At 71.2% G+C, this 21373-nt stretch carries 22 protein-coding genes; 12 read left to right on the top strand and 10 right to left on the bottom strand.

What is annotated here, in order from left to right; genetic code table 11:
- Nucleotides 1–6: 6 nt before the first annotated feature.
- Genes OHS82_RS35100 through OHS82_RS35115 form a run of 4 tightly spaced genes read right to left on the bottom strand, consistent with a single transcriptional unit; the run spans nt 7 to nt 4728 of the window.
- Nucleotides 7–894 carry a hypothetical protein gene (locus tag OHS82_RS35100; RefSeq protein WP_157876382.1) on the bottom strand — a complete coding sequence of 296 codons (888 nt, stop codon included), beginning with the start codon at nt 892–894 and terminating at the stop codon, nt 7–9.
- Nucleotides 891–1922 carry an ATP-binding protein gene (locus tag OHS82_RS35105; protein WP_057580612.1) on the bottom strand — a complete coding sequence of 344 codons (1032 nt, stop codon included), beginning with the start codon at nt 1920–1922 and terminating at the stop codon, nt 891–893. The genes OHS82_RS35100 and OHS82_RS35105 overlap by 4 nt, the downstream gene beginning before the upstream one ends.
- Nucleotides 1919–4000 carry a Mu transposase C-terminal domain-containing protein gene (locus OHS82_RS35110; RefSeq protein ID WP_057580613.1) on the bottom strand — a complete coding sequence of 694 codons (2082 nt, stop codon included), beginning with the start codon at nt 3998–4000 and terminating at the stop codon, nt 1919–1921. The genes OHS82_RS35105 and OHS82_RS35110 overlap by 4 nt, the downstream gene beginning before the upstream one ends.
- Entirely contained in the window at nt 3988–4728 is a 741-nt protein-coding gene (locus OHS82_RS35115; protein WP_328435203.1) for a TnsA-like heteromeric transposase endonuclease subunit, read from the bottom strand. Before OHS82_RS35115 ends, OHS82_RS35110 begins: the two co-directional genes overlap by 13 nt.
- A gap of 221 nt (nt 4729–4949) precedes the next feature.
- Between OHS82_RS35115 and OHS82_RS35120 the strand changes: the two genes are divergently transcribed.
- The gene (locus tag OHS82_RS35120; RefSeq protein WP_057580616.1) at nt 4950–5579 is read left to right on the top strand and encodes a PadR family transcriptional regulator; all 630 of its coding nucleotides are present in this window, start codon (nt 4950–4952) and stop codon (nt 5577–5579) included.
- Nucleotides 5580–5712: 133 nt separating this feature from the next.
- On the opposite strand, the gene OHS82_RS35125 is transcribed toward OHS82_RS35120, so the two are convergent.
- A complete protein-coding gene (locus tag OHS82_RS35125; protein ID WP_057580617.1) occupies nt 5713–6141 on the bottom strand; it encodes a type II toxin-antitoxin system Rv0910 family toxin in 429 nt (142 codons plus the stop codon).
- 303 nt (nt 6142–6444) lie between these two features.
- Between OHS82_RS35125 and OHS82_RS35130 the strand changes: the two genes are divergently transcribed.
- The 3 genes from OHS82_RS35130 to OHS82_RS35140 all read left to right on the top strand — a co-directional run bounded on the left by OHS82_RS35130 (nt 6445) and on the right by OHS82_RS35140 (nt 9663).
- Nucleotides 6445–7173 (top strand): Clp protease N-terminal domain-containing protein, encoded by a 729-nt coding sequence (locus OHS82_RS35130; RefSeq protein WP_057580618.1) that lies wholly within the window; start codon nt 6445–6447, stop codon nt 7171–7173.
- A 252-nt stretch (nt 7174–7425) separates the two neighbouring features.
- Entirely contained in the window at nt 7426–8424 is a 999-nt protein-coding gene (locus OHS82_RS35135) for an EamA family transporter (protein ID WP_057580619.1), read from the top strand.
- A 204-nt stretch (nt 8425–8628) separates the two neighbouring features.
- Nucleotides 8629–9663, top strand: coding sequence for a DMT family transporter (locus tag OHS82_RS35140; protein WP_328435204.1), 1035 nt, complete (start codon nt 8629–8631; stop codon nt 9661–9663).
- A gap of 21 nt (nt 9664–9684) precedes the next feature.
- On the opposite strand, the gene OHS82_RS35145 is transcribed toward OHS82_RS35140, so the two are convergent.
- Both OHS82_RS35145 and OHS82_RS35150 read right to left on the bottom strand, forming a co-directional pair.
- The gene (locus tag OHS82_RS35145; RefSeq protein WP_057580620.1) at nt 9685–10314 is read right to left on the bottom strand and encodes an FMN-binding negative transcriptional regulator; all 630 of its coding nucleotides are present in this window, start codon (nt 10312–10314) and stop codon (nt 9685–9687) included.
- Nucleotides 10314–10997 carry a pyridoxamine 5'-phosphate oxidase family protein gene (locus OHS82_RS35150; RefSeq protein WP_057580621.1) on the bottom strand — a complete coding sequence of 228 codons (684 nt, stop codon included), beginning with the start codon at nt 10995–10997 and terminating at the stop codon, nt 10314–10316. The genes OHS82_RS35145 and OHS82_RS35150 overlap by 1 nt, the downstream gene beginning before the upstream one ends.
- Nucleotides 10998–11032: 35 nt before the next feature.
- Here OHS82_RS35150 and OHS82_RS35155 point away from each other — a divergent pair, with 35 nt between their 5' ends.
- Nucleotides 11033–12364, top strand: a complete 1332-nt coding sequence (locus tag OHS82_RS35155) for an aminotransferase class I/II-fold pyridoxal phosphate-dependent enzyme (RefSeq protein WP_328435205.1) — start codon at nt 11033–11035, stop codon at nt 12362–12364.
- 154 nt (nt 12365–12518) lie between these two features.
- On the opposite strand, the gene OHS82_RS35160 is transcribed toward OHS82_RS35155, so the two are convergent.
- Nucleotides 12519–13574: a DMT family transporter gene (locus tag OHS82_RS35160; RefSeq protein ID WP_199863829.1), complete on the bottom strand. Its 1056-nt coding sequence runs from the start codon at nt 13572–13574 to the stop codon at nt 12519–12521.
- 38 nt (nt 13575–13612) lie between these two features.
- On the opposite strand from OHS82_RS35160, the gene OHS82_RS35165 reads away from it, so the two are divergent.
- The gene (locus OHS82_RS35165) at nt 13613–14515 is read left to right on the top strand and encodes a LysR family transcriptional regulator (protein ID WP_057580623.1); all 903 of its coding nucleotides are present in this window, start codon (nt 13613–13615) and stop codon (nt 14513–14515) included.
- Between the two features lie 135 nt (nt 14516–14650).
- Here the strand turns inward: OHS82_RS35165 and OHS82_RS35170 are convergent, their stop codons facing one another.
- Nucleotides 14651–15118 (bottom strand): pyridoxamine 5'-phosphate oxidase family protein, encoded by a 468-nt coding sequence (locus OHS82_RS35170; protein ID WP_057580624.1) that lies wholly within the window; start codon nt 15116–15118, stop codon nt 14651–14653.
- A 136-nt stretch (nt 15119–15254) separates the two neighbouring features.
- Here OHS82_RS35170 and OHS82_RS35175 point away from each other — a divergent pair, with 136 nt between their 5' ends.
- Nucleotides 15255–15917, top strand: a complete 663-nt coding sequence (locus OHS82_RS35175) for a cysteine hydrolase (protein ID WP_057580625.1) — start codon at nt 15255–15257, stop codon at nt 15915–15917.
- Here OHS82_RS35175 and OHS82_RS35180 read toward each other — a convergent pair.
- A complete protein-coding gene (locus tag OHS82_RS35180; RefSeq protein WP_328435206.1) occupies nt 15904–16422 on the bottom strand; it encodes a Rieske (2Fe-2S) protein in 519 nt (172 codons plus the stop codon). The genes OHS82_RS35175 and OHS82_RS35180 overlap by 14 nt on opposite strands.
- A 190-nt stretch (nt 16423–16612) precedes the next feature.
- Between OHS82_RS35180 and OHS82_RS35185 the strand changes: the two genes are divergently transcribed.
- The 5 genes from OHS82_RS35185 (at nt 16613) to OHS82_RS35205 (ending at nt 21308) form a co-directional block, all read left to right on the top strand.
- Nucleotides 16613–17368 (top strand): HipA family kinase, encoded by a 756-nt coding sequence (locus OHS82_RS35185; protein WP_057580627.1) that lies wholly within the window; start codon nt 16613–16615, stop codon nt 17366–17368.
- Nucleotides 17365–17781, top strand: coding sequence for a DUF3037 domain-containing protein (locus tag OHS82_RS35190; RefSeq protein ID WP_057580628.1), 417 nt, complete (start codon nt 17365–17367; stop codon nt 17779–17781). The genes OHS82_RS35185 and OHS82_RS35190 overlap by 4 nt, the downstream gene beginning before the upstream one ends.
- Before the next feature lie 155 nt (nt 17782–17936).
- Nucleotides 17937–18698: a 3-oxoacyl-ACP reductase FabG gene (fabG, locus tag OHS82_RS35195; RefSeq protein WP_057580629.1), complete on the top strand. Its 762-nt coding sequence runs from the start codon at nt 17937–17939 to the stop codon at nt 18696–18698.
- A gap of 30 nt (nt 18699–18728) precedes the next feature.
- A complete protein-coding gene (locus tag OHS82_RS35200) occupies nt 18729–19490 on the top strand; it encodes an SDR family oxidoreductase (RefSeq protein WP_057580630.1) in 762 nt (253 codons plus the stop codon).
- Nucleotides 19491–19757: 267 nt separating this feature from the next.
- Nucleotides 19758–21308: an ABC transporter substrate-binding protein gene (locus OHS82_RS35205; RefSeq protein WP_199863830.1), complete on the top strand. Its 1551-nt coding sequence runs from the start codon at nt 19758–19760 to the stop codon at nt 21306–21308.
- The last annotated feature ends 65 nt before the right edge of the window (nt 21309–21373 follow it).

The following is a 21373-nucleotide window of genomic DNA, read 5'->3' on the forward strand; positions in this document are numbered from 1 at the left end:
GCATGATCAGGCGCTCGGCTGCTCAGCCTTCTTCGGCTGCTCAGGCCAGCCGCGGGACAACCGGTAGCACTTGCGCGAGCACCATCGCCGAGTCCAGCCGTCCTTGCGGCGGTCAATGGGTTTCTGGCACTGGCCGCAGGACACCGGCCCGAAGAAGATGGATGGGTCAGCGCCCCCAGACGACCATGTGCGGCAACGGCGGCTGCACCAGCGGCGAGGGGGATCGGCGAGCGACTTCGCTTCTATCGGGATGCCGCAGAACACGCATGTCCTGGAAGGCAGGGGAAGCCCGTCCCTCTCGATCAGCCGGTCCCAGCGGGAGACCTGCAGTTCGCATGTCTCCGAGCAGGTGCGCTTGGCGATTTGAGGGGTCGGCGGCATGGGGCCTTCGCAAGCGGCGCAATCGCGGAATGGCTGCCGGTCAGCGGCGTCCTCATCGCGGGAACGACGTTCGATGTAGGCCACTCTGCGGCAGGCAGAGGAACAGAGCCGGTGACGTTGACCGAACTGGATCTTCATCGGCTGTCGGCAGATTCGGCAGGGTTCCATGACTGGATGCTTCTGGGGGACGCGGCATCGAGTCGAGCAGTAAACGGGCATGACGCCGAACGTGCGGGTAACCGCGAATTCGGAGCCACACCTCTTGCACTTGACGGTGTCGAGCGTCTTCCGTAGCTGTTCGGGGTCACGGCCGGTGACGGCGGCGATCCGTGCCCAAGATGGACGGCCGTGATATCTGGGCGGTCCTGCAAGGAAGCGCCGCAGGTAGGCAGGCGGAAGGCAGTTGGCGCGGGCGAGGCGGGCGATGAAGGGATAGCAGCCTTCACCGGCAATCGGCCGGACCTGGAAGGGAAGCTTGGTGATCGGCTCGCTGTCCGCGGTGGGGTGGGTCACTTATCCGCGTCCGAGAGGCCGCCGGGGTGCCTGCGACGGGAGGCGATGTCCAGGTCGACCGCCAGCAGGCCGGGCTTGGTGATCTTCTCGGCGCCGGTGAGGATGGCATCCACGGCAGCTCCGCGGAGCTGATGGGAAAGGGTGCCGATCATGCCGCCCGTTCGGGTGTGCAGGAAGCGGTCCAAGCGAGTCAGGGTGCCACGTGTGTGCTGGTGCAGCAGCAGGTTCGCCTCCATCTGCGCGACCAGGCCCTTCCACTCCTTGTTGTAGGGGAAGGGGTGGGTGGCCACCGAGGTGAAGCGGGCGGCGATCTGGTCGCCGCGGGTGCCGGACAGCAGGCCGCTGCCTTCGATGTCGATGCCGGCGTAGGCGAACGTCGCGGGGATGCGCTCGGAGAAGTACTTGAGTGTGTCGGACGCCTCGGCTCCCGTGCGGGTGTGCAGGGAGATGTTGTGGATCTCGTCGACCAGGACAAGGCCGGTGCGGGCCTTGGTGCAGACGCCGACCACGGCTTCGGTGAGGTCGGTGATGTTGGAGCTTCGCAGGACCGGGAGGCCGAGGAAACGGGCGAACTCAGCTGCGATCATGCGGGGTGTCGCGGCGGGCGGGACGGTGATGTAGATGACCGGTATGCGCTCGTCCTGGCCAGGGTGCCGGCGGCGGTCCTGCAGCTCGTGCGCCAGCCCGAGCTGGGTCAGGGCGATCGTCTTGCCGGTGTTGGCCGGGCCGGTGACGATGAGGCCCCGACGGGCGCTGATGGCGCCGCGGTTGAGGATCACCAGGCGGCGTCCGCAGGTGACGGTGTGCCGGACGGTTGAGGTGGCGACCACCTGCAGGCGGGCATGGTGGTCGAGCCGATCCTCGTCGTACTGATACCTGTCCTCTTTGGTCAGAGCGTCGTACTCGTCCTGCGTCACCATGGCCATCGGCTCGCTGATCGCCTCCGCGATGAACTCGCGCCAGCCGGGCAGGGCTGTCAGATAGCGGCCGAACTCGTCTTCCGGCTGGTCTGCCAGCGGCGTGCTCACGAACGTCTCCAGGGGTCCTCAAGCGGGTCGAAGATGCCCAGCGGGATCACTTCGGCCATCGTTTCCTCGTCCTCCGCCGGCGGCTCCGGCGAGGGTTGCGTCTCCGGTCGCGGCGGAGGCATGGCTGCTGCCGGTGTAGTGGCCTTGGTCCGGGCCGTGACACGACGGTCCGCCTTGGACCGCTTGGCCTTCCGCTTGTTTGCCGCTGGCTGTTCAGGGCCGGCGTGGGCGCGGGTCAGCAGGGCGGAGACGGCCTCGGCGAGTTCTTCCTCCGTGGCCTTGGGCAGCTGGTGGCTGACGTGGTCCCAGGCGAGGTCACCGAAGGGAACGGGCGCGCGGTTCAAGTACTTCCAGGTTGCCTGGATCCACTCGACTTCGCCGCGGTGGTTGCGTACCCACACGCGGGAGACGTCGTAGGGGTCACGGTGGACTTCCCAGAGCCCACGCTTGGCGGTGACCCCTGAGTCGCGCCGTCGCATCGGCCCCAGCTCGGGGGCGTCGTAGGTGCGGTTGTTGATCCGAATTCCGTAGGAGTTGACGGCCCGCCAGGCCGCTGGGAGGAGTTCGACGTAGTCCTGGCCGCTGAGAGCGACTGGGACGTAGCCGCAGGCCTCGACCAGCGCGGCGTACTTCTGGTTCGGCGTGAACAGCCGACCCGGATGGTCGGGATCTCGCAGCCCCTCGTGAGGGCGGTTCTGCCAGTGGGCGACGATCCACTCGTCCAGTAGTTCCTGCAGTTCGGGCAGAGCCCACAGGTTCTCGCGCTCCGGGTGACGGCCACGGTGGTCGGTGTTGCGGCCGGTGTAGCCGGGGAGGAACTGGGCGAACATCGTGGCGACGGAGCCGAGCATCTTCTCAATGTGGCCCTTTTCGAAGGGCGAGCCCTTGTGCGTGGGCTGGAAGTCGATCTCCAGGAACCGGCAGGAGGCCCGGAAGTTGCGCGAGACGAACACCTTGCCGTGATCGCAGACGATCATCTCCGGGACGATCACCGGCTTGGCTGCCGCGTGCTCCAGACGCTCATCGAGGGTCAGCATCCGGGCATGCGGCAGCACCGAGCGGGACATCTTCAGCGCGTCGACCCAGCCTGGTCTCATCAGCTCCGGGGTGACCGTGCGGGCCAGCAGCACGCTGGCGTCGACGGACTTCGTCGTGGGCCTGAGCACCGCCGCGGCCAGTGTCCTGGTGGCGACGTCGATCATGCCGGTGAGTTCGACCTTGCCGACCACTCCGTTGTCGAGGCGGACCATGACGTCCAGCGGTGTGGAGTCGATCTGCATGACTTCACCCGGAGCCGACACCGTCAACTCACCGAACGGGGCCGCGGCCCCATGGGCCTTCGACCTGCGTGTGACGGCCGACCCGGTCGCATGTGTGCCTGCCGTCAGCTTCGCCACCAGTCGGTAGAGAGTCCGTCGCGAGGGCAGCTCGGCCAGGTTCCCGTCATTCTCCCGAATGATCTCCCCGGTCCTCCAGATCAGGTAGGCCCCGTTGCGTGTCGAGGTCTCGACGCCCTCCTTGATCGCCTGCCGCATCGCCTCGACGACGGCGTCGGGCACGTCACCGAACTCCTTGCGCTTGCGGACCGAGCGGTGATCGACCAGCCGAGCCAGGCCGACCAGGCCTTCCTCCGTGTAACGGCGTCGCCGGAGGCCCACCGCTCCGGTTTTGATCTCGTGGCCGAGGGCGGCGAGTTCAGCCGCCTTGGCCTTCTGGCGCGACGTCACCGATGTGCCCGGTCCGTAGCCCGGTCGCGGCGGTGTGCCCGGTTCGGCGCCTGGCGGCAGCCCGTGCAGGACCTCAAGGACGTGTCCTTCCCACCACAGTGCCCGCTTCATCACCTCGGGTGCGAAGGTCTCCAACAGACCGGACTGGGGCAGAGGCATGCGTTCGGGCTGGAACAGGATCTCGAAGTCCGCGGTTTCGAACAGGTCGATCAGAGCGACAACGCGGTGCGGTGCCTCGGCGTCCTCCAGCACCGCCGCCCGTGCGGTGACCTCGAGAACACCCCTCACCTGGCCCTCGAACCGGACCCTCTGGCCGACCACCAAGGCCGGGGGCCGCTTCAAGCTGCCCATCGGATTCCCTCCGTCCAGACGAGACTGTCGCTCTCCATAAGTCCTCCCGCCAGATCGGTCCTCAGAGCGCCGGACCACAACAGATGGAACAGCACCGGCAGAACCTGCAACCGGTCTCCGACCAGCCCGGCGCCCTCCCATAACCCCATCGGTTCGCGGAAGACCTCCAAGAGGCCATTCCTCACCGTCACCGGTCGGCCGCAGCGGGCCCGCCGGTATCGGGACAGCCAGCGGATGTTCGCCATGAACACCGGCTCGGGCCGCCCGACCCACTCGAACTCCCAGCCCACGGCCCTGCAGGCATGCTCGGTCGCCTCGAACGCCTCTCGCGTCACCTCGTCCATCTCGTCCGCAGCACGGACGTCAACGACGCGGGCGCGTCCGTCGGAGAGCCGGACGAAGTAGTCAGGGGCATGCCGGCGTTTGCGTGTGCCGTCGTGCCAGTGCAGCCAGAACGGCTGCGAGGCGATCGCGACTACCTGCGGATCACGGTCCAGCAAGATCAGCCGGTCCCGCTCCAGCCACGACTCGTAGCCCACGTGATCCCGCAGCGTCGCCGAGTAGTACCAGCCGGCGAACCCGTGACCGCCCTTGTGCCAGCTGAACTCCCGCACCGGGTCCACAGCCTCGAACGGCGTATCCCAGCTAGACCCAAGCGATCGACGTACGAGCGTCCCATTGACGGAAAAGGCCAGGTCAAAGGACGTGAGGGCAGCCTCTTCGAACACGCCAAGAGGTGCCCCCACCACGTCCCCCCCGCCCACCTGTACGCCGAATGATCAACCTGCGGTGGCACAAACTAGCGTTGATCATCCTTCACTGGCAATCGATCAACGATCACTGTCACAGGTCAGCACGATCACTGGGGAGGGTCTTGTCAGGCGAGCTATGCCGATATATCGTTGAGGCATCGCGACAGATCAACGATGGAATGAAGGAGTGGTTTGCGATGCGTACCCACGGATTCGAGCGTGGACATGGTCAGGGCCCCCGGCGCGGCCGCGGTGGTTTCGGCGGAGAGCGGGCGGCCTTCGGGCCCTTCGGTCCGGGTGGCCCCGGCGGCCCGGGCTTCGGTCCCGGCTTCGGGCCGGGCTTCGGCGGCCCCTGGGGCGGACGAGGGCGGGGCGGCCCCAGGGGCCGGGCGCGGCGGGGTGACGTACGGGCCTCGATCCTGGCCCTGCTCAAGGACCGGCCCATGCACGGCTACGAGATGATCCAGGAGATCGCCGAACGCAGCGGCGGGGCGTGGAAGCCCAGCCCCGGCTCGGTGTACCCGACCCTGCAGCTGCTGGAGGACGAAGGTCTGATCAGCAGCCAGAGCGACGGCGGCAAGAAGCTGTTCTCGCTCACCGAGGAAGGCCGCACGGCGGCCGAGGAGGGCCCGGAGGCTCCCTGGGAGGAGGCCACGCGCGGGGTCGACTGGGAAGCCCTCGGCGAGATCCGTCAGGCGGGCTTCGGGCTGATGGAGGCCTTCGGCCAGGTCTGGAAGACCGGCAGCAAGGAGCAGCGTGAGAAGGCGCTCGCGGTCATCAACGACGCCCGCAAGAAGCTGTACCTGATCCTCGCCGACGAGGACTGAGCGGCGCCCGGCACGGGAAGGCGCCCCGCGGAACCGCCCGCGGGGCGCCTTCGTGCGCCGTGCGGCTCCCTGTGCGGGGCCTTCCCGTACGGATACGTCCGTGCGGGCCGCCGGTGTCTCCCGTCCTCGGAGGTCAGGTCACCAGGCCGCCCAGCTTGCGCAGCGACTCGTTGAGGGCGGCCGTCCCCGAGTCCTTGAGCCTGCCCGCCATCAGCGACACGGCCGCGCCCGTGAACTCCCCGTCGATACGGACCGTCGTCGCGTCCCCGTCCGGGGTGAGGGTGTAGCGGGTGGCCACCGACACGGCCATCGGGCCCTTGCCGCGGATGGCGAGCACCCGCGCCGGCTCGAGTTCCGCCACGGTCCACTCGACCTCGGCCGGGAAGCCCATGAGCTTCATGTTCTCCTGGAAGGTCGCGCCCAGTTCGAGAGCCGCCGGGCCGCCCTCGGGGAAGTTGGTGTGGGTCGCGTTCCACTCCCCGTACGCCGGCCAGTCGGTGAGCTGGGCCCACACCTTCTCCGCCGGTGCCTGGATGCGTGCCTCCGCGCTGACTTCGGCCATGCGACCACCTCTTCGTGTCGGGCAACTCGGGCCGGCGACTCGGGCTGCGGTGCGCGGAACGTAACTCCAGGGCCGCCAACATTCAATACTGACGAACAGTCAGAAGTGGGGGAGTGGGGTGGCCCGTCGTCGCAGGCGCCGTCCGCCTCGGACGGCAAGGAGGCGCGCCCTCCCGGCAATGGGCCGGCCTGATCTCATCCGTAGGGAGGAGATGCCGACGGCTCTGCTCCGCTCTGTGTGGGACACGAAGATGGTTCCTCTCGGGGATGACGGCACCCGGGCGGGACTGATGGGGTGAGGGGTGTGCAACCCCGTATCCCACGGCAGTCCTCGCGCGATCTACGCGATCTGACGGCGCACGCCACGGGCGGCGATCCCGGGCTGGATGCAGAGGTCGCCGCGGCGCTGGCGTCCGCTCGCCGCCGGGCCCTGCGCGACGGAGACCGGCAGATCGACACCGCTCATCTGCTGCACTCGCTCCTGGAACACGACCCCCAGGTGCGGGCCGCCTTCGACGGCGGACCCCAGCTCGCCCGGCTGCTCGGCTACCTCGTCCAGCGCAGCATCGGCTACGGCCTGCGCTGGCAGGGCGGCGTCGAGGACTCCGGCGCCCTGCCCGCCGTCCCGGTGCTCACTGCCCCAGGCGGGCCTGGAGGGCCGTCCGGCCCGTCGGTCGTCGAGGACTCCGCTGAGGCGCCGCACCTCGCCGCTGCCGACGGCTTCTCCCCGCTAGCCGCGGCCGCGCTGGAGCACGCGCGCGTGCGGGCGGCCGGGCGTGACGGCGAGCCGGCCCGCGGCGTCGATCTGCTCGCGGCGATCGTCGCGGACCCGAAGGCGCGGGCCGTCGAAGTCCTGACCCATGCCGGCGTCGACGCCTACGAACTGCGGAAGCGGATCGCGGACGCTCTCCTCGAGCACGGTCTCCCCGAGCACGGTCTCCCCGAGCACGGTCTCCTCTCTGAGGGCGGCGCGGGGCAGCGGGCTCCCGAGGGGTGCGGGACATGCGTCGGGGGCGGCGACCCCACCCACTGACCGGTTCGGCCGCCGACGGGCCCGGCCCTCAACCGTTCCGCCCGTCAGCCTTTCCGCCCGGTGACCGGCCCGCCCGTCAGCCTTTCCGCCCGGTGACCGGCCCGCCGGGCAGCCGTTCCGCGCGGTGGCCGTTCCGCCCGGTGACCGTTCCTTCGTCGAACGTCCGCGCCCTCGCGGATCCGTGCTCGTCCGACGGCTGAGACAGGTGCCATCGGGGATGACGGTCATGTCATCCCCTGTCATCATGGGCCGGTGCGTACCTCTGTGAGCAGTCAGGGCGACCGCGGAAAGGGCGTCGGGCTCGGTCTGGCGGTCGCGTCGGCCATCGCCTTCGGTGGGTCCGGGGTGGCGGCCAAGCCGTTGATCGAGGCGGGCCTCGACCCGCTGCACGTGGTGTGGCTGCGGGTGACCGGCGCGGCCCTCGTCATGCTGCCCCTGGCCGTGCGCCACCGGGCGCTGCTGCGTAGCCGACCCGCGCTGCTCGCCGGGTTCGGACTGCTCGGCGTGGCCGGAGTGCAGGCGTTCTACTTCGCCGCGATATCACGCATCCCCGTCGGCGTCGCGCTGCTCGTCGAGTACCTCGCGCCCGCCCTCGTGCTGGGCTGGGTGCGGTTCGTGCAGCGGCGGCCGGTGACGCGCGCCGCGGCGCTCGGGGTGGTCCTCGCGGCGGGCGGACTCGCCTGCGTCGTCGAGGTCTGGTCCGGTCTGGGCTTCGACGCCCTCGGACTGCTGCTCGCCCTCGCTGCCGCCTGCTGTCAGGTCGGTTACTTCGTCCTGTCCGACCAGGGCGGCGACTCGGGCGACGAGGCCCCCGAGCCGCTGGGCGTCATCGCCTACGGACTCCTCGTCGGCGCCGTCGTGCTCACCGCCGTCACCAGGCCGTGGGGCATGGACTGGTCCGTCCTCGGAGGGGACGCCGGGATGAACGGCGCCGAGGTCCCCGCCTGGCTGCTGCTCGGCTGGATCGTGCTCATCGCGACCGTCGTCGCGTACGTCACCGGCGTGGTCTCGGTGCGCCGGCTCTCCCCGCAGGTCGCCGGGGTCGTGGCCTGCCTCGAGGCGGTCATCGCCACCGTGCTGGCGTGGGTGCTGCTCGGCGAGCACCTCTCGGCGCCGCAGATCGTCGGCGGGGCGGTGGTGCTGCTCGGGGCGTTCGTCGCGCAGTCGTCCGCGCCCGCGAAGGGCTCCGCGGAGCCGGTGGCCTCGGGCGGCCCGGAAAGGGAGTTGTCCGCCCGGGGGACGGCGACCTAGGGTTTCGATCATGCCTCTCGACGCACGCGTTCTTCCGCCTCCGACCCGCTGAGGCGGGCCCTCCGGTGAACCACGCCCGGCACGCGCTGCCGGGCGGAACGGTGCTGCCCGCAGACGAAGTCCGAGGTCCGCTGCCCTGCGGCGGCCCCTTCCCGAACTTCTGTGCGGAGAGAACGCGTGTCCTCCTCGAGTGTGTCTTCCTCTGTGTCATCTTCCGTCTCTTCTTCCCTCTCCTCTTGCGGCGGCTCCGCCGTCGTCTCCCTGCCCGTCTCACGGGCTCTGCTCTATCTGATCGTCGCGGGCGTGGCCTGGGGCACGGCCGGCGCCGCCGCCTCCCTGGTCTACCGGAGCAGCGATCTGGGCGCCGTCGCCCTGTCGTTCTGGCGCTGCGCCGCGGGGCTGGCCCTGCTGTCGGTCGCCCGCCCGCTGCTGCGGCGGCGGCGCGCCCGGTCCGCCCCGGCGACCAAGGCTCTCGTGTCCGCCCCGGCGGCCCCGGCTCCCGGCGGCAATGTGCCGATGCCGGAGCCGGTGCGCCGCAAGGCCCTGCGGACGGCGGTCACGGGGGTCGGCCTCGCGGTCTTCCAGACGGCGTACTTCGCGGCCGTCTCCGCCACCGGACTGGCCGTCGCCACCGTCGTCACCCTCGGGGCGGGGCCCGTCCTGATCGCGCTCGGCGGACGGCTGACGCTGGGGGAGCGGCTCGGCCGCGGCGGAGCGGTCGCCGTCACAGGGGCGCTCGCCGGGCTCGGCGTGCTGTTCGCGGGTGGCGGCGGCTCGTCGGTGGACCCGCGCGGCGTCGGCTTCGCGCTGGTGTCCGCGGCCGGGTACAGCGCGATGACGCTGCTCACCCGCCGGTGGGGGCGAGGCGGCGGCGAGGACGCCTCCGCCGGCGCCGTGGGGGCGTTCGCGGTGACCGCTGTGTGCCTGTTGCCGTTCGCCGTGGCCGAGGGGCTGCTGCCGCACACCGCCGACCCCGTCGGGGTGCTGCTTCTGCTGGCGTACATCGCGGCGGTGCCCACGGCGCTCGCCTACGCCCTCTACTTCGCGGGCGCGGCCGTCGTACGCTCCGCCACGGTCTCCGTGATCATGCTGCTCGAGCCGGTGAGCGCGGCGGCGCTGGCCGTCGTGCTCCTCGGCGAACCCCTCACGGCCGCCACGCTCGCCGGCACCCTGCTGATGCTGGCCTCGGTCACCGGCCTCGCCCTGACAGAAGTGCGGGGCGGTCCGGCGCGGGGCTGAGGTGCGGGCGGGGCGGCGGCGTCACCCCCGGCGGCGCAGCAGGTGGGCGCGGGCCGCGGCGTCGCCGGGGGCGTCGCGGGTGGTCAGGCCGTCGACGATGCGGTCCTGGGTCTCTGGCGGGCGATGCGCCGCGTACTTGAACTTCGCCCGGACGTCGGTGACGTGGAGCCGGATGCCGCGGATGCCCGGGAGCAGGCGGCCGTACGGGGCCTCGCCCACGGTGGGGCGGGCGGAGCCGCCCTCGGGCTGGAAGTGCGCCACCTGACGGGTGAGCAGGTCCGCCTTCGCGGCGGGATCGTCCACGATCTGCGCCGTGCACCGCAGTTGCACCGCCGCGTAGAAGCTCGTCGGGGTGCCGTGCTCGGCGGGGGCGCCCGGCGGGGCCTGCCACGGGCCGGGGACGAAAACGTAGTCGTCCACCACGCTCAGGGTCACCGTCGGGTTCGCCTCCAGGGCGGGCCACAGCGGATTGGGCCGTGCGAGGTGGGTGACGGCGTCGCCCTCGGCCGGGTCGTAGGCGAAGTGCAGGGGCTGCACGAAGGGGGGTTCGCCCGGTGGGCCGTTGACGGCGAGCTGCCCGAAGTCGTGGGCCGCCAGCCAGTTCTGCCATTCGGCGTCGTCGCGGGGCGCGTCCCAGGGGTGGACGAGCATCACAGGGTCGCGAGGTAGCCGGGGAACGCGGTGCCGGGCGCCAGGTCGGCCTCCGGGACGGGCGCGTCGTAGCCCTTGCGCAGCGGCAGCACACCGGCCCAGTGGGGGAGGGCGAGGTCCTCCGGCTCGTCGTTCACCCCGCCGGTGCGGGTCTTGGCCGAGACCTCGTTCAGGTCGAGCCGGATCACCGCGGTCGCCGCCAGTTCCTTCCGGTTGGCGGGGCGGGAGTCGGCGGCCCGGCCCGGGACGACGTGGTCGACGAGGGCGTCGAGCGCGGCCAGCTTCTCCGCCGGGTCCGTCACGTCGTGGGCGACGCCGTGCACCACGACCGAGCGGTAGTTGATCGAGTGGTGGAAGGCGGAGCGCGCCAGGACCAGCCCGTCGACGTGCGTCACCGTGAGGCACACCGGCAGCCCCGGGTCCGCCTGTCCCGTCATCCGCAGGGGGCGCGAGCCCGTCGAACCGTGCACGTAGAGCGTCTCGCCGACCCGGCCGTAGAGCGTCGGCAGCACGACGGGCGCGCCGTCGCGGACGAAGCCGAGATGGCAGACGTAGCCCTCGTCGAGTATCGCGTGGACCAGATCCTTGTCGTAGGAGGCCTTCTGTGCGGACCGGGTGGGGACCGTGCGGTCGGTGGGGGTGTAGGCGGCGGCCGGTGTCGTCGTCTCCGGGGTCCCCTGCATGGCGTTCTCCATTGCACTAGTGCATAATGTTGTTTGTGCTAGGAGAGTATCCGATCAAAGGCCGGCGTGCAGCCGAGATTTCCGCGAGCGTCGAGGCGGCGGTGAGTACCGGTGAGCTCCGGCCGGGGCAACTGCTGCCTCCGATGAGGGAGTTGGCGTCAGAGCTGGGAGTGAACCCGAACACCGTCGCGGCCGCCTACCGCACCTTGCGTGAGCGCGGGGTGATCGAGACGGACGGCCGCCGGGGCAGCCGGGTGCGGTCGAAGCCCGCCACCACCGGCCGCGAGTTCATCCGGGTGGAGGTGCCGGCGGGCGTGCGGGACGCGGCGGCGGGCAATCCCGACACGACGCTGCTGCCGCCGCTGGCGCCGGCGTTCGCCTGGGCCGCCGCGCAGGGCGACCGGGAGCCCGTCCTGTACGGGCATGCGCCGGTCGAACCCGAGCTGGCGAGGGTGGCCCGCGCCGATCTCGACGCCGACGGCGTGCCGGCCGGTCCGGTGGCCGTGACCTCCGGCTCGCTGGACGCGATCGAACGCGTCCTGGCCGCGCACCTCAGACCGGGCGACAGCGTGGCCGTCGAGGATCCCGGCTGGGGCTCCCTCCTCGACCTCGTGCCCGCGCTCGGGCTGCGCACGGTCCCGGTCGGCCTCGACGACGACGGACCGCTGCCCGACGACGTGCGCCGCGCACTCGAAGCCGGGGCGCGCGCCCTCGTCGTCACCGACCGGGCGCAGAACCCGACCGGCGCGGCGATCGGCGCCGCACGCGCGCGTGCCCTGCGCGCCGTGTTGCGGGACCACCCGGACACCCTGCTGATCGAGGACGACCACGGTCACCGGATCGTCGACCTCCCCCTGTACCCCCTGGCCGGCGTCACCCGGCACTGGGCCCTCGTGCGCTCGGCCGCCAAGGCCTACGGCCCGGACCTGCGGTTCGCCGTCCTCACCGGAGATGACGTCACTCTGGACCGGGTGCGCGGACGGCAGCGGCTCGGGCCCGGCTGGGTCAGCCGGATCACGCAGCGGGCGGTACTGCGCCTGTGGGCCGACGGCGCGGTGGACGCGCGCGCGGTGGCCCGCGCGTACGGCGCCCGACGCGACGCGCTGATCGCCGCGCTCACCGCGCGGGGCGTCGAGGCGCGCGGGCGCAGCGGGATGAACGTATGGGTCCCCGTGCCGGACGAGACGGGGGCGGTCACCCGATTGCTGCACGCCGGGTGGGCGGTCGCGCCGGGGGCACGGTTCCGGATCGGGTCCGCGCCCGGAATCCGCATCACGGTGTCGACGCTGGACGCGCGGGAGATCGAGACGCTGGCCGATCTGGTCGCCGGGGCGGTCGGACCCTCCGCGACGCGGAACTACGTCTAGGGAGCGAGCACGTCGGAAGAGCCCCTCCGGCAGCCCGGAGCCCGGCAGCCTCCGCAGCCCCGCGGCCCGATCGATCGATCTCCCTGCAGCTCAACCCGTTCGATCTCCCCGCGGCTCGCGTTCGATCGCCCCGCCGACGCGCTCGGCCGCCCGGCTACGAACGGGACCGCCGTGCCTGGGTCAGTGCCGCGCCCGCCAGGACGATCGCCGCGCCCACCGGCGTCGACCAGCTCAGGGTCTCGCCCAGCAGTGCGACGCCCGCCGCCGTGGCGATGACCGGGATGAAGTAGGTGACCATCTGGGCCGTCGTCGGACCGATCTCCGTCACGAGGCCGTACTGGATGAGGAGGGCCAGGCCGGTGCCGAGCGCGCCGAGGGCCGCGGTCGCGAGCAGCGGGACGAGCGGGAAGCGGGTCGGGAGATCGGTGAACAGCGGGGTGACGACGGCCAGTTGCAGGGTCGCCAGGAACAGCTGGGCGCCGGTCATCGACAGGGCCGAGGAGCCGGTGTGCGCCAGCGTGCGGCGGAGGTAGATCCAGCCGACCGGGTAGCTCAGCGAAGCCAGCAGCGCGAGGGTCGTGCCGCGGGCGTCGAGGCCGTCGAATCCCTGCCAGGCGCCCAGCACCGTGAGGACGCCCAGGAATCCGAGGCCGAGGCCCGCGACGCGCAGCCGGGTAGGCCGGTCCTCCGACAGCGCGACCAGTGAGAGCGCCATGCCCCACAGCGGCGACGTGGCGTTGCAGATGCCGGCCAGGGTGGAGGGGATGGTCAGTTCCGCGAACGCGAAGAGGGAGAAGGGCACGGCGTTGAGGAGGAGCGCGGCCACCGTCAGATGCGCCCAGGTGCGGGCCCCGCGAGGGAGCCGTTCCCGCTTCACCGCCATCGCGACCGCCAGCACCGCGGTGCCGAACGCCAGCCTGCCGAGGGTGACCTGGAACGGCGCGTAGCCCCCGGTGCCCACCTTGATCAGCAGGAAGCTGAAGCCCCAGATCAGGGACAGCGCGCCGAAGCGCAGACGCCAGTCGAGGGCGCGGCGGCCAGGGGCCGGAGCGGAGGAGGGAGCCGGGGAGCGGCCTTCGGCGGGCAGCCCGGGAGAGGGCGCCGCGGGAGCCGGTGGCGGGGTGGTCCGTGCAGGGGCCGGCGGTGGGGTCGATGCGGTGGGCGCGGTGGTCATGGCATCCACGATCGTCGACACCATCTCGTAGCACAATCGAGAATTTTCCAGCAATACCTCGTAGCATCGCTTACATGTTGAACCTGGAGCGCCTGCGGACCCTCGACGCCCTCGCCCGGCACGGCTCGGTCAGCGGCGCCGCGTCGGGCCTGCACATCACCACCTCGGCCGTCTCGCAGCAGCTGGCCAAACTCGAGCGCGAGGTCGGTCAGCAGCTCCTCGCCAAGCACGGACGGGGCGTGCGGCTGACGGACGCGGGGCGGCTGCTCGCCGACCACGCGTCCCGGATCCTGTCCCAGGTGGAGCTCGCCCAGTCCGACCTGGAGGCCCAACGCGGTCAGGTGGCCGGGGAGTTGCGGCTGGCCGCCTTCCCGACAGCGGCCCGTGGGCTCTTCCCCGTCGCGCTCGCCGAGCTGCGTAAGGCGCACCCCGCCCTGCGTCTGCGCTCGAGCGAACTGGAGCCGGAGCGCGGCGTCGCCGGCGTGGTGCGCGGCGACCTGGACCTCGCCGTAGTCCTGGACTGGTACAACAAGCCGATGCCGGTGCCGGACGGCCTGGTCAAGGCGCCCATCCTCGACGATCCCGCGGACGTCGCGATGCCGGCCGACCACCGCCTCGCCGGCCGGGACGAGGTGGACCTCGGGGAGTTCGCCGAGGACGAGTGGATCACCTGGAACGAGGGTGAGTTCTGTCACGAGTGGCTGATGTTCACCCTGCGCTCGCGGGGCATCGAGCCGATCGTCGGCCACCGGGCGGCCGAGACGCACACCCAGCTCGGGCTGGTGGCCGCCGGACTGGGAGTGTGCATCGCCCCCGTGCTCGGCCGCCGGCCCGTGCCCGAGGGCGTCGTGACGGTCCCGTTGCGGCAGCGGGTGCGCCGCCATGTGTACGTGGTCTGGCGGGCGGACGCGGACCGCCGCCCGTCGATCAGAGCGGCGGTCCGCGCCCTCAAGTCCGCAGGGGAGGCCGTCGGCTGAGAGCAGGGCTCCGCCGGGCGGTGCCGGCCTGCTGTGGGCGGCGCCGGGCTGCTACGGCTGTGCCCGGTTGCCACGGGCCGCGCCGTGCTGTGCCGTGCGCGACGCCGCGGGCCGGCGGAATGGCGCGGACGCGGCCTATGCGCCGCCCAGTTTGCGGAAGTCCCAGGAGACGATCTTCTCCGGCCTGAGGCGCACCCACGCATGCCGGCCGTCGTGCGGCATCGAGTCCAGGCCGAAGTTCTTGCGCGCGAACAGCGTCTCCACCGCGTCGAGTTCGGCGCACAGCTCGCCGGTGCGCGGGATCTCGCCCACGAACTCGACGGCGCCGGACAGTTCGACGCCGCGCAGTGCGTCGTACTCCTCACCGGTGTCGATCACGATCGCCACCCGGGGATCGCGGCGCAGGTCCGCCCAGCGCTTGCTGCGCACGACCGAGTACAGCCACAGTGCGGCGCCGTCCCAGAGGAACCACAGGGCGCTGACATGGGGCGCGCCGTCGACGGACACGGTCGCCACCCGGCAGGTGCGATGGACGGTGAGGAACGCGTCCAGCTCGCCCGGCGACATCATGATCTTCCGGCCACGGCGCTGTGTGACGGTCATCCGGCCCCCTCATTCTGCTCTTGTGCGTACCTGTTCTGCCTTTTCTGAAACTCCGTCAGAAAAGGATGGGTCTTCTTCCTTCTCCACGCAATGGCGGCTACTGTCGCCCGCCCCACACCGACGCCAGGGGGAGCCCATGCCGTCGCACGAAGAGCTCAGCGACCTCCTCGACCCCGCGAGCACCGTCCTGATCACGGTGGAGTGCCAGCAGGGCGTCGTCGGACCGGCCGCCGCGCTGCCCCAACTCGCCTGTGCGGCAAGGGAGTCGGGGGTCCTCGACAACATCGCCCGGCTGGTGACGGCGGCCCGGGCGAGCGGTGTCCAGGTCGTGCACGCCGTCGCCGAGCGCCGCCCCGACGGGCGCGGCGCCAACCGCAACGCCCGGCTGTTCCGCGCGGCCGAACGCCTCCCGGTCCAGCAGCTCACCGGCACCGACGCGACCCGCCTCGCGCCGGAGATCGAGGTCGCCGAACAGGACCTCGTCGTACGTCGGCTGCACGGGCTCTCGCCCGTGCAGGGCACCGACGTCGACGCACTGCTGCGCAACCTCGGCTGCCGCACCCTGGTCGTCACCGGGGTCTCCGCCAACGTGGCGATCCCGAACACCGTGTTCGACGCCGTCAACCGCGGCTACACGGCCGTCGTGGCGTCGGACGCCATCGCGGGGGTGCCTGCCGACTACACCCCCGCGATGATCCGTCACACCCTCGCCCTGGTCGCCACGGTCGCGACCACGGCCGAGGTGCTGGCCTGTCTCCGGCCGGCTCCCGCGGCGACGCCGGGGCTCAGGCCAGGCTGATCGAGTCGCCGCTGACGCTGATCGACACCTCGGGCAGCGGCTTCTGCGCGGGACCGCTCTTCACGCTGCCGTCCGTGATCGAGAAGTTGCTGTTGTGACAGGGGCAGTTGATGACGCCGTCGGAGATGGACTTCACCGCGCAGCCCGCGTGGGTGCACACGGCGGAGAACGCCTTGTACGTGCCCGCGGCCGGCTGGGTGACGACCACCTTCTCGGACTCGAAGACCTTCCCGCCGCCCTCGGGTATGTCGGCGGTCTTCGCGAGCGCCGCACCGGCCCCGGCGTTGTCCCCGCCGCCCGTGCCGCCCGTGCTCGCGGCCTCGCTGCTGCCGGTGGAACCGGTGGAACCGGTGGAACCCGACGTGCCGGACGACGACGTGCTCGACGAGTCGCCGTCGGAGCCTCCGCACGCGGTCAGCGCGACGGAGAGCCCCGCGGCTCCCGCGGCTGCCACGACGGCACGGCGGGCAGGCCCCGACGCGGACTTGATCGATGCGCTGGTCATGCTGGGGGGTCCCTTCCAGAGGGTGCGTGGATCTGCCGAGAGGTACGAGCGGCGGACGCCCCTTGTTCAGCGCCCCCGCCAAGTCCGGACAGTGTCGAGATATTGACCCGTTCGACATGAGTACGGCGTAAGCCAGAGCTGTCGGCCGGCTGTCGGCCGTGCAACGTGCCAGGCCCAGTAACCTGGGGCGATGCTCAAGGAAGTCACCGCGACCCGCTATGTCACGCCCCTGCGGGAGGGCGGCTCCCTGCCGGGACTCGTCGAGGCCGACGACCTCGGCCTGTACGTCATGAAGTTCACCGGCGCCGGCCAGGGCCGCAAGACGCTCGTCGCCGAGGTCGTCTGCGGGGAGCTGGCCCGCCGCCTGGGACTGCGGGCCCCCCGCCTGGTGACGGTCGAGCTCGACGTGCTGCTGGGGCTCGGCGAACCCGACCAGCAGGTACAGGAGTTGCTGAAGTCCAGCGGCGGGACCAACCTCGGCATGGACTTCCTCTCCGGAGCCCTCGGCTTCGACCCCCTCGCCTTCGCGGTCAGCGCCGAGGAGGCCGGCCGCGTCGTCTGGTTCGACGCGCTCGTGAACAACGTCGACCGGTCGTGGCGCAACCCCAACCTCCTGATGCACCGCGGCGACCTGTGGCTCGTCGACCACGGCGCCACCATGATCTGGCAGCACAACTGGCCCACCGCCGAGACCTCCGCGGCCCGCCCCTACGACGCCGCCGACCACGTCCTCGCCCCCTTCGGGCCGGACGTCCGGGCCGCGGCGGCAGAGCTCGCGCCGCTGGTCACCGCCGACCTCCTCGCCGAGGTCACGGCGCAGATCCCGGAGGTCTGGCTGACGGACGAGCCCGGCTTCGACACCCCGGACGCGCTCCGGCGCGCCTATGCGGCGCCCCTCCTCGCGCGCGCCGCCGACGTCCATGAACGCATCGAGGGGATCAAGTGACCGACCGCCACATCATCCGGCCCGGCCAGGGCGGCGACCGGGACGTCTTCGAGTACGCGCTGCTGCGCGTCGTGCCGCGCGTCGAGCGCGGCGAGTGCATCAACGCGGGCGTGCTCGTGTACTGCCGCGGCCGGGACTACGTGGGCGCCCGCACCCACCTGGACGAGGCGAGGCTGCTGGCGCTGGACCCCGGCGCGGACGTGCCCGGCGTGCGGGCCGCGCTGCGGGCCGTCGAAGGCGTCTGTGCGGGCGGCGCGTCGGCCGGGCAGGCGGCCGGCGACGACGCCGGGCGGCGCTTTCGCTGGCTGATCGCGCCGCGCTCGACGATCGTCCAGCCGGGCCCCGTGCACACCGGGCTCACGGCCGATCCGGACGCCGAGACGGAGCGGCTCCTGGAGCTGCTGGTGAGGTAATGGATCACACCGGCGTCGTGTGGCGTTGACACCGGGTGCCAGGGCTTCTAGCGTCACGTCTGCCGAAGGTACTAAGCGGTCGCTCACCACCAGGGCGCATACGGCGCCCGGCACCCGGGCGCATCAGGCTTTCTCAAGGGCGAGGAGAACCAGCAATGTCCACCACTGAGCAGCGGGTCGCTGTGGTCACGGGCGCGGCGCGCGGCATCGGAGCCGCCACCGCCGTACGGCTGGCCGCCGAGGGCCGTGCGGTCGCCGTCGTCGATCTCGACGAGGCTGCCTGCAAGGACACCGTGGAGAAGATCACCGCGGCGGGCGGCAAGGCCGTCGCGATCGGAGCCGACGTCTCCGACGAGGCCCAGGTCGAAGCGGCGATCGCGCGGATCGTCGACGAGCTCGGCGCGCCCACGATCCTCGTCAACAACGCGGGCGTGCTCCGCGACAACCTGCTGTTCAAGATGAGCGCCACCGACTGGGACACCGTCCTGAACGTGCATCTGCGCGGGTCGTTCCTGATGACGAAGGCCGTCCAGAAGCACATGGTCGACGCGGGCTTCGGCCGTGTCGTCAACCTGTCGTCGTCCTCGGCGCTCGGCAACCGCGGCCAGGCCAACTACTCCGCCGCCAAGGCCGGTCTGCAGGGCTTCACCAAGACCCTCGCCATCGAGCTCGGCAAGTTCGGCATCACCGCCAACGCCGTCGCCCCCGGCTTCATCGCCACCGACATGACGGCCGCGACGGCCGCCCGCGTCGGCATGGGCTTCGAGGAGTTCAAGGCCGCGGCCGCCACCCAGATCCCGGTCGCGCGCGTCGGCGAGCCCGACGACATCGCCAACGCGATCGCCTTCTTCACGAACGAGGCCGCGGGCTTCGTCTCCGGCCAGGTGCTGTACGTCGCCGGCGGACCGCTCGACTAAGCCCACTAGGGATACCTGGGGATCACCGACATGACTGAACTGCCCGCACTCTCCGGCAAGGTCGCTCTCGTCACCGGCGCCAGCCGCGGCATCGGATACGGCGTCGCCGAGGCGCTCGTCGCCCGCGGCGACCGGGTCTGCATCACCGGCCGGGGCGAGGACGCCCTCAAGGAGGCCGTCGAGCAGCTCGGCGCCGACCGGGTCATCGCCGTCGCAGGCAAGGCGCACGACGAGGAGCACCAGGCGGCCGCCGTCGAGCGCACCATGGCCGCCTTCGGCCGCATCGACTTCCTGGTCAACAACGCCGGCACGAACCCGGTGTTCGGGCCGATCGCCGACCTCGACCTGAACGTTGCCCGCAAGGTCTTCGAGACCAACGTGGTCTCCGCGCTCGGCTTCGCCCAGCGGACCTGGCACGCCTGGCAGAAGGACAACGGCGGCGCGATCGTCAACATCGCCTCCGTGGCCGGGCTCTCTGCCTCGCCCTTCATCGGCGCCTACGGCATCAGCAAGGCCGCCATGATCAACCTGACCGTCCAGCTGGCGCACGAGTACGCGCCGCGCGTGCGGGTCAACGCGATCGCCCCGGCCGTGGTGAAGACCAAGTTCGCCCAGGCCCTCTACGAGGGCCGCGAGGAGGAGGCGGCCGCCGCCTATCCGCTGGCCCGGCTCGGAGTGCCCTCCGACATCGGCGGCACCGCCGCGTTCCTCACCTCCGAGCAGTCGGACTGGATCACCGGCCAGACTCTCGTCGTCGACGGGGGCATCTTCCTCAACGCCGGCGTGGGCTGAGACCGGCGCCGGCCGGACCGGCCCGGGCCGGTCGGGTAGCTCTTCCACGGGCGCCGTTTCCCTGACGGAAACGGCGCCCGTGTCGTCGTATTCAGGGACATATGGATCGCAGACACGCGGATGACAACGTCGTCATACCGAGAGTGATCAAGAACGCTCCACCACCGCGGGTTCAGGCCGCCCGGCGCTGCGGTATGGTCTGCCAACCCTTGGCATGGCAGATCGAGGAGCGTGCGCGTGTTCAACCGGAACCGATCCGTGCAGCAAATGGCGGCAATCGTGTCCATATCCCTGGTGGCCGGGTGCAGCCTCCTGGGAGAGGAGAGCTCCGACGATGCCGGACCGATCGTCGTGGGCACGACCAGCGCGCCCAGCACGCTGGACCCCGCCGCGGCCTGGGACGGCTCCTGGGAGCTGTTCCGCAACATCTATCAGACGCTGCTGAGCTATCCCACGGGAGCGACGACGCCCCAGACGGACGCCGCCGAGTGCGCCTTCACGGACAGCACGAACCGCACCTACAAGTGCGAGCTGCGCGAAGGCCTCAAGTTCTCCAACGGCGACACGCTCGACGCGAAGGCCGTCAAGTACTCGATCGACCGGATCAGGGCGATCAACGCGAGCACCGGCCCCAACGGGCTGCTCGGCACCCTGGAGAGCGTCCAGGCGAACGGCGAGCGCGAGGTGCTCTTCCGGCTCAACAAGGCCGACGCCACCTTCCCCTTCGTGCTCGCCACCCCCGGCATGTCGATCGTCGACCCCGACGACTACCCCGCGAAGTCCCTGCGCAAGGACGACGGCATCGTCGGCTCCGGCCCGTACCGGCTGCAGTCCTACGAAGAGGGCAAGCAGGCCGTGCTGGTGCGCAACGACAACTACAAGGGCTTCGCCGAGCGCAAGAACGACGCGGTGACCATCCGCTACTTCCAGGACTCCGGGAAGATGGTCAAGGCCCTGCGCGCCAAGGACATCGACATCACCTACCAGGGTCTCGCCGCCGACGACATCATCGACCTCGGGCGCAAGGGCGACGACAACGAGGGCCTGCAGCTCATCGAGGCCGCCGGCAGCAACATCAACTACCTCGTGTTCAACCCCAAGGACCCGTGGTCGAACAAGCTGGCCGTGCGCCGCGCGATCGCCCAGGTCGTCGACCGGGCCGCCATCGCCCACAAGGTCTACAAGGACACCGTCGACCCGCTGTACTCCATGGTCCCGGCCGGTCTGACCGGCCACACCACCGGCTTCTTCGACTCCTTCGGCGACCCCGACGCCAAGAAGGCGCGCCAGATCCTCAAGGACGCGGGGATCAACGAGACCGTCCCGCTCACCTTCTGGTACACCTCCGACCGCTACGGCTCCGACACCGCCCTGGAGTTCAAGGAGCTCAAGAGCCAGCTGGACGCCTCCGGCCTGTTCTCGGTCACCCTGAAGAACCGCCCCTGGAACAGCTACGTCCTCGGCTACCAGAAGGGCGAGTACCCGGTGTTCGGGCGAGGCTGGGCCCCGGACTTCCCCGACGCCGACAACTTCATCGCCCCCTTCGTCGGCGAGCAGAACGCGCTCGGCACGCCTTATCCGGCGAGGGAGATCACCCAGGTGCTGTTGCCCCGCTCCCGCGAGGTGAGCGACCGCGCCAACGTGACGAAGGACTTCGAGGAGGCCCAGCAGATCCTCGTCAGGGACGCCCGGCTGCTGCCGCTGTGGCAGGGCAAGCAGTACATCGCCTCGTCCGAGGACGTCTCGGGCGGCGAGCGGGCCCTCGACCCGTCGACGATCATGATGGTGTGGGAGCTGTCGCGGAAGACCAGCTGGTAGGCCGCGCCGCCGGGACGGCCCCGGTCACGTTGTCAGTGGTCGCCTGTAGGTTCTGTGCTCTGAGG

This window comes from Streptomyces sp. NBC_00425, from assembly GCF_036030735.1.
Taxonomy (GTDB): domain Bacteria; phylum Actinomycetota; class Actinomycetes; order Streptomycetales; family Streptomycetaceae; genus Streptomyces.